The sequence below is a fragment of the Campylobacter concisus genome (genome assembly GCF_002913545.1).
Lineage (GTDB): Bacteria > Campylobacterota > Campylobacteria > Campylobacterales > Campylobacteraceae > Campylobacter_A > Campylobacter_A concisus_AV.
This window is the reverse complement of the sequence record NZ_PPBR01000021.1, coordinates 1-7,468: the sequence shown is the minus strand read 5'-3', so window position 1 is coordinate 7,468 and position 7,468 is coordinate 1. Positions and strand designations below refer to the sequence as shown.

7 protein-coding genes and 2 pseudogenes are annotated in these 7,468 nt (G+C 40.3%); 2 read left to right on the top strand and 7 right to left on the bottom strand.

The window, feature by feature from the left end:
* The 6 genes and pseudogenes from CYP05_RS01570 to CYP05_RS01545 all read right to left on the bottom strand — a co-directional run.
* A partial coding sequence (locus CYP05_RS01570; protein ID WP_181001144.1) for a DUF2809 domain-containing protein occupies positions 1 to 337 on the bottom strand: 337 nt, incomplete at its 3' end.
* A gap of 102 nt (positions 338 to 439) precedes the next feature.
* Positions 440 to 1,186 carry a nickel pincer cofactor biosynthesis protein LarB gene (gene larB, locus CYP05_RS01565; protein ID WP_103638872.1) on the bottom strand — a complete coding sequence of 249 codons (747 nt, stop codon included), beginning with the start codon at positions 1,184 to 1,186 and terminating at the stop codon, positions 440 to 442.
* Entirely contained in the window at positions 1,183 to 1,956 is a 774-nt protein-coding gene (gene larE, locus CYP05_RS01560) for an ATP-dependent sacrificial sulfur transferase LarE (protein ID WP_103641786.1), read from the bottom strand. Before larE ends, larB begins: the two co-directional genes overlap by 4 nt.
* Positions 1,928 to 3,346 (bottom strand): nickel pincer cofactor biosynthesis protein LarC, encoded by a 1,419-nt coding sequence (larC, locus tag CYP05_RS01555; RefSeq protein WP_009295502.1) that lies wholly within the window; start codon positions 3,344 to 3,346, stop codon positions 1,928 to 1,930. Before larC ends, larE begins: the two co-directional genes overlap by 29 nt.
* A gap of 63 nt (positions 3,347 to 3,409) precedes the next feature.
* A pseudogene (gene larA, locus CYP05_RS01550) lies at positions 3,410 to 4,291 on the bottom strand (nickel-dependent lactate racemase); the annotation flags it as partial.
* 160 nt (positions 4,292 to 4,451) lie between these two features.
* Positions 4,452 to 5,171 (bottom strand): transposase, encoded by a 720-nt coding sequence (locus tag CYP05_RS01545; RefSeq protein ID WP_083827858.1) that lies wholly within the window; start codon positions 5,169 to 5,171, stop codon positions 4,452 to 4,454.
* A gap of 4 nt (positions 5,172 to 5,175) precedes the next feature.
* On the opposite strand from CYP05_RS01545, the gene CYP05_RS01540 reads away from it, so the two are divergent.
* Together CYP05_RS01540 and CYP05_RS01535 are read left to right on the top strand one after the other, a co-directional pair.
* Positions 5,176 to 5,415, top strand: coding sequence for a hypothetical protein (locus tag CYP05_RS01540; protein ID WP_087580539.1), 240 nt, complete (start codon positions 5,176 to 5,178; stop codon positions 5,413 to 5,415).
* Positions 5,416 to 5,720: 305 nt separating this feature from the next.
* Positions 5,721 to 6,935, top strand: coding sequence for an ATP-binding protein (locus CYP05_RS01535; protein ID WP_103641784.1), 1,215 nt, complete (start codon positions 5,721 to 5,723; stop codon positions 6,933 to 6,935).
* Between the two features lie 58 nt (positions 6,936 to 6,993).
* Here CYP05_RS01535 and CYP05_RS01530 read toward each other — a convergent pair.
* Positions 6,994 to 7,468, bottom strand: a pseudogene (locus CYP05_RS01530) (aminotransferase); the annotation flags it as partial.

Genomic DNA, 7,468 nt, shown 5'->3' with positions numbered 1-7,468 from the left:
CGCCCGCTAAAATACAGCCAGCCGCGTAGCAGAGTAGATCGGTAAGATCAAACGTCCCGCCGATCATTATCTTTAAAATTTTATTTTCTATGCCTAAAATTTGCACCACTCCAAAATACTGCGCAATTTCCAAAGCCGCCGCAAAAGCAAAAATTTTAAGCGGCAAATTTGATGGCGTCACGCTAAAAATAGCCCTTGCCAAAGCGTAAAGCAAGATAACAGCCAAAACGTCGCCCGCGTAGTGCCGCACAAAGCCACCCTTTACGCAAACTGCGATGTAAATTTCAGTTACTAAGATCACACCAGCCACAGCTAAAAATGCTAGCCTCGACCGCAAACTTTCTCTTTTTGCTAAAGCCTCTTTTCTCCAGCTTAAATTTAACTCTCGCAACGCTTTTTCTTTAAATTTAGTCTATTTTTCAGTGCTACAAGCATAAAATTACAAATGATTTATCAGGCTTGCGTTATATGCAGCGCCGTATCCGTTGTCGATATTTACGACACTTATGCCATTTGCACAGCTATTTAGCATGGCTAGCAGTGCCGCAACTCCGCCAAAATTTGCCCCGTATCCCACACTAGTAGGCACTGCGATCACTGGAGAGCTTACAAGCCCAGCTAGCACGCTAGCAAGTGCGCCCTCCATGCCAGCAACGGCAATCACGACCTTTGCGGCGCGTATCTCGTCAAGCTTTGCGACCAGCCTATGTAGCCCTGCCACGCCGACATCGGTAAATTTTCTCACGTCATTGCCTAAGAATTTTGCCGTCTCATAGGCCTCTTCCACGACTGCGCCATCAGCAGTGCCAGCAGAGACTATCGCGATGTAGCTTTTTGTAGGTGCGGGCTCTTTAAATTTGACGCTGATCACCCTGCCACGAGCGTTAAAATTTGCCTGCGGAAAGATCTCACAAATGCGTTTAAAAACACTCTCATTTGTTCTTGTGATTAAGATATTTTCATTTTTTTCGCCGATCGCACTAGCGATTTGCAAAATTTCATCATCTGTTTTATTTGCCCCATATATCACCTCACCAGTGCCATTTCGCAAAGCGCGCTGAGTGTCGATCTTAGCACATCCGATGTCGTTAAATGGGTAGTTTTTTAGATACTTTAGCGCATCTTGCTCGCTCATCTTGCCGTTTTTTATACCAGCAATAAATTCTAAAATTTCAGTCTCGCTCATGCCAAAACATCCTCTCTAAGCCCCTTTAGATCAAGCGTCACCTCTGCCGCGCCAAGTGCGACTAGCTCTTTAACGATAAACTTAAATTTCACGTCATTTAAAAAGTTTTGCATGCTAGAAAATGGCATTTGCAGCTTCATTTTTCTATCATCAAGCCTTGCTCGCACATTTTCGTAACCGCTTTTTATCAGTAAATTTTCAGCCGCTTCTACTAAATTTAGCTCATCTACGCTTATCTCTTTTTCATGCGGCAAACGAGTTAGCAAGCATGCGTAGCTTGGCTTTTCTGCTGTTGCTAAATTTAGCTCGCGTGAGAGCTCGCGGATCTCAAATTTACGTAAATTTATTAGAGGCGAAAGCACGCCAAGCTCCTCTTTTGCCTTTAAACCTGGGCGATATTCGCCAAGATCGTCTTTGTTCGTGCCATCAGCCAAATTTGTAAAACCAAGCTCTTTTGCACGAGCAAAAAGCCTTGAAAAAACTGCTTTTTTGCAAAGATAACAGCGATTTTGCGGATTAAGCTTTATCTCATCGGCGATACCCACCTCAAATATCTCGTGCCTGATGCCATAAAATTTAGCAAATTTTGCCGCCTCGTCTATCTCGCGCAAAGACATATAGGGCGATTTTACCGTGAGTGCTAGTGTATTTTCGCCAAGCACGTCTGCAGCGACCTTTAGCAGTAATGAGCTATCTACGCCGCCGCTAAAAGCAATGGCTAAATTTCCTAGCTTTTTTATATCATTTTTTAGAATTTCTAGTTTCGTCATACTTTTTTAAAGTCTCGTTTCTAACCTCGCGAATCGTCGTTTGAAATCTCTGCGCAGCTTTTTTGCAGTCCTCGAATTCGGGCTTGATTTTTAAAATTTCGGGGTAATTTCGGGCTAAATTTTCGTCCGTTAAATTTTGTTCGGCGTTAAAACCGCAAACTCGGCCGCGCGAAATTTTAAGCCTTATTTTGCCGTATTTAGTCTCTACCTCGCAAAACTCGCGCGCAAGCTCCGTTTTCCTCACAGCGCACTCTCTAACTCCGATCGCCGTCGTATGCGCGAAAATTAGCCCCTTTATCCGCGCGGCGTCCTGCTTGCGGCACAGCGCGTTTAGCTCAAAGCCCGCGCGCCCCTTTTTCATAAAAATAGACCTGCTAAATACGTCCAGCGCGCCGCTATCTCGCAAAATATCGCACGCAAAGGCAAAGCTCTCGGCGTCCATGTCGTCGATATTAGTGGAGATTAAAATCCGCTCGCAAAGCTCGCCATAGCCGATCTGCACGCTCAAATTTGGCTCATCTCTCAAGCCTAAATCCTCGCTCGTTTCGCAAAGTATCACGCGAAGCGCGTTGGCAAAATCTGCGATGTCTTTATCGCCAGCGCCGTAGCCCGTGCTTAAAATTTTAAAATTTCGCGGCGACTCGCGGCGGTCTTGCTCCCTTAAATTTAGTGCGCAGGCCTTTAAAATCGCCGCTCCTGTGGGCGTAGTCATCTCGAAATTCGCTCGCCCTAGGCTTACTTGCGCGCTTTTTAAAATTTCGCAAACCGCAGGCGCCGGTACGGTCAGCCTGCCGTGAGCGCAGTGCGCAAAACCGCCGCCAAGCTCGATAGGCGAAGCAAAAATTTGCGGCGCACCCAAGGCCTCCAAACAAATAGCCGCACCCACTACGTCCGCGATGCTGTCCGCGGCGCCCACTTCGTGGAAATGTACTTGCTCTGCGCTAGTGCCGTGGATTTTGGCCTCGGCCTGCGCGATAACGCTAAAAATTTCGCTTGCCGTTTTTTTTACGAAAGCGCTTAGGCTAGAACCCTCGATAAGCTCTAAAATTTGCGTGAAATTTCGCGGACGCGGATGGTTTTGGGCGGACTTATCCGCTCTAAATTCGGCGCCGTGAATTTTGCCGTTTAAATTTTGACGCGGGCTAAATTTAGCGCCTAAGAGGCCAAGCGGAATTTGGCTCGGATTTGCCGCGCAAACGACGTCTATTTTGGTTGCAGAGATACCGCATTTTAGCACTTTGCGCTTGCGTAGGTAAAATTCGCTAGCTAAATTTAGCTTAGCAAGCTCGGCGCAAAGATAGCTAAAATCCGCGCCCAGATCCACCAGTGCGCCTAAATTCATATCGCCGCTGATGCCACAGCTAGCATCATAGTATAAAATTTTAGCCATACTTAAACCTTAGGCACAGTCATAGAGCCAAACGGCAAGATGACTATTTTTGCGTCCGCACCCTTTTTGTGCCTGATAAAGATCGACGTCCATCGGATAGGGCGCGACCGAGATCACGATATCTGCCTTGCGCGGAATATTTACGCAAAAGACCTCGTCTGCCTTTTTTATGCAGTCATAAAAGCTGTCGTTTAGGTGTCCGGCACTCGCGTAATACACGCCGTGTTCGCTGTCAAGCACCGTCTGGATCGAAAAAACGTCGATGTGCGCGAGCACCTTCATCGCGTCGATCATATCTTCATACACGGGGTTGCCCTCTAAGCGCAGCGCCTGAGCATCGGCGCTAAGGGCTAGTTTGTGGTTTTGCTCGATAGTTTCGTATTTGGCGACGCCGGGTAAAAACGCCTTTCGTCCGCCCGTATAGCCTGCAAAATAGTGCGGCTCGACCGAGCCTATGACGATCACTTTTTTTGCTTTGGCTACGATTTTGTTTAGATACATCTGCGTGCCGTTTTTGGACTCGCCCAGATAGCTCATTTCGTCTTTTTTCGAGTCGTGGTCGCATATTTCGCTTTTAGCGTTAAGCTCGGCGTAAATTTCTTTGCCGAATATCATCTCGTACTCTTCTAGCGTGCCCTCTCTATGGCAGCCTGTGGCGATGATGAAAATTTTATTTTTATCGCGGATTTTTGGGTAAATTTGCTTTAAAACTTTTGCCGTCGGCGTAGGTCTCGTGCCGTCGTTTACGATGATGACGATCTTTTCGTCGCCAGCGATAAACTCATCAAAGCTTTTTTGATTTATCGGATTTGCCAGAGCCTTTGCGATGAGTGCCGTTTCGTCGAATTTAGCCACGGGGTTGGGGTTAAAAACTCCCAGTAAATTTTTTTCCGGAACGCTTAGGTCGATGATATCATCTTTGCCGTAGCGAATAGGAATTCGCATGTTTGCTCCTTAAGTATAATTATTAATTTTTTATCTTAGGATCATATATAAATTTTTCTTTTAAATGTATTTAAAAAGGGTATTTAATTTTTAAATTTATAGAGCGGATAAAATTTATTATGGTTCTTTGTCAATAGTGGGGGGGGGTGTAAAAACACCTCTATCTATTGCAAAGACGTAAATATATCAATTTTCTAAATCTTTCATAGTTTCTTAGTCCATAAGATACTCTTTTTATTACTTTTATTTTGTTGTTATTTCCTTCTACAAACCCATTGTTTATTTTATATTCTACTATATTTATTATCTCTTTTTTCCAACTTGTTATTGTATCTGCTAGTTTTATACTTTGCTTTATATTAAATACTCTCAATTTTTCAATTAATTGCTCTATTCTCCTTCTCATTGTCTTTACTGTCTTGCTCTCAAACATCTTGTAAAATTCTTTTATTATTCTATACATCTTTTTCAATGTCTTATCTACTTTTAATATCTCTTTTAATATCTCTTTTTGTCTTTGACTAAACTGACTTATTGGGCTTTTACTTAGTATTTTCCAATATTTTTTTAACTTCTTATACTTTTCATTGTCTTTGTTAAATAATTCTACTCTTAAATCTCTTAATGCCCATATCCCTTGTCTTATTACATGATATTTATCTGCTACTATTTGGGCCTGAACTATATTACTATTTATTACGCTTCTAAATGGCTTAAACATATCCATTACAACTACTTGTGGTTGTATTTCAAATTCGTTTATTATATTTTTTATTGTTTGTGAATGTCTATTTCTTAATATATCTACTAGTTTACGGTTTTTATCATACATCGCTAGCTGATATTTCTCTTTTTCTATATTTCCTTTAAATTCGTCTATATGTATGACTGATGTATCTGGAGAGGTTTGTCTTTTTAGGGCGATTGCATTTTATGAGGGAGATATTAAGCATATTTATTTTGTTGCGGAGACTAAAGGGTCTATGAATTCTATGCAACTTCGCCAAGTCGAAGAGTCCAAAATCCACTGCGCAAAGGAGCATTTTAAGGCTATAAGCAATGATAGCGTGGTCTATGACGTAGTGGATAGCTATAAATCGCTACTGGATAAAGTTATGAGGTAAAAAATTTATTGGGAAGTTAGGTTGCAGTATAAAAGAGCCTGTGCAATATTCCAAAAAATGGTTATTGTGCTGCTCCTTTTGAGGTAAAATTTGACTACCATTTGTCAATATGAAAATCTGAGGTGATATTTCTTAAAACTCTACCAATAAAATACTCAGTGTGATGGAAAATCACAGTGACTGACTTAGTCTTGCCAGTTTTAGTTCGAATTAAATTTAAATATACAATTATCTTAACCAAACCATCCTTGTAAATTTATATATATTGTAGTATTATACTCCTAAATATTTAAGGATAAAATACTATGTACATCAAACGAGCCATAAGCGACGAAATAAAAGAGTATATGAAAAGCTTTCCAGTGCTTTTGATAAGCGGAGCCAGGCAGGTAGGCAAATCAACCCTTGCTTTAAATTTAGAGATACCAAACTACATAACGCTTGACGACATAAACATATATGAATCCGCAAGAAACGACCCTAAAGGCTTTATAGAGCACTGTAATAAGCCTATCGTGATAGATGAAATACAAAGAGTACCTATACTGCTTTTAGCTATAAAAGAATTTATAGATAAAGATAGAACAAATGGGCAGTTTGTATTAACCGGTTCTGCAAATTTAAAGGGCTTTAAAGATATATCAGACTCTTTGGCTGGAAGGATAGGCATAGTAGAACTTTACCCACTTTCTCAAAAAGAGCTAAGTCATAGTAATGAAAATTTGATAGATATTTTAAGTGGCGATATAAGCCATCTTTCGCTAAAGAAGTATAACAACGACGGTTTATCTGAAAAGATCATAAACGGTGGCTACCCGGAGATCACAAAGATAAGCTCTGAAAAATCAAAATATCTCTGGTTTAGCTCGTATATAAGAACATATATAGAATCAGACGCCAAAGAGATAGGCAACATTAGAAATATGGATAAATTTATCACTATGTACCGCCTATGTATGCTAAGAAGCGGCAACATCTTTAACAAAAACGAGCTATGCCTAGAGTCTGGGCTTGATAATAAGACCTTTGATAGCTACTTTAGCGTGCTTGAGCATACTTATCAGATCCAAAAGCTACAGCCCTATTTTAACAACGCTCTAAAAAGGCTCATAAAAACTCCTAAAATTTTTGCTACTGACACAGGGGTGCTAGCGCATCTACTGCAAATTTCTTCAGCGCAAGAGCTTACAAATTCTCCTTATAAAGGTGCCATATATGAGACGTTTGTATTTGATGAACTACTAAAGGCAAATACAAGTAGCAAAAAAAGAGCAAACATATACTACTATAGAACGAGCGATCAAAAAGAGATAGACTTTATCCTTGAGATATCAGGTAGGCTCATAGCCATAGAGGTCAAATCCTCAAAAACTATCAGCAAAGATGACTTTAGACATATCTACCACTTAAAAGAGAATTTGCAAAGTAAATTTGATAAAGGCATAGTATTTTACGCCGGAGATATGGCTGTAAAGCTAGATGACGATATGTTTGCATTGCCGTTTGGATTTATGGGGTGAGAGATGGCCAAGAAGATACAATGCTAATAATTTGGCTTCTATAACAGCTTACGATAATTTACCTTCCCAAACCATCATATCCTGACTTTACGTTTTGCTCTATAGCTTTTATCTCACTTGATTGTTGTTTTGATTGCCCCACTCCTCCAAAGTTCTTATCAAGTCCTTGACCATATAGCTCTTGCTTTGTTATTTTTATTGAGCCAAACGATATATGATCATTTGCTAGAGATATCTTATCTGTTTTATAACGCTCCTTTAGTTCATTAAAACCTTGCATATCTTGCCAATCTTTCATATAGGTTTTTATATTATAAATTAAGCATTTATAGTTAATTCTAACTATGTTTGGCAGGTATTTTTTAAAGCTTTCAGTTCTATTTATAAAAGCTAAGTAGTATCTATCTATATCTAAATGGCCATCGATAGCTTTTACGAAGCCTTCATATTCATTTTGTTTAAGTCCTAGCTTTTTAATGACGTCATCATTTAAAAGCCTAGTTTTTATCTTTTTAGCTGCTTCATAAAATTTA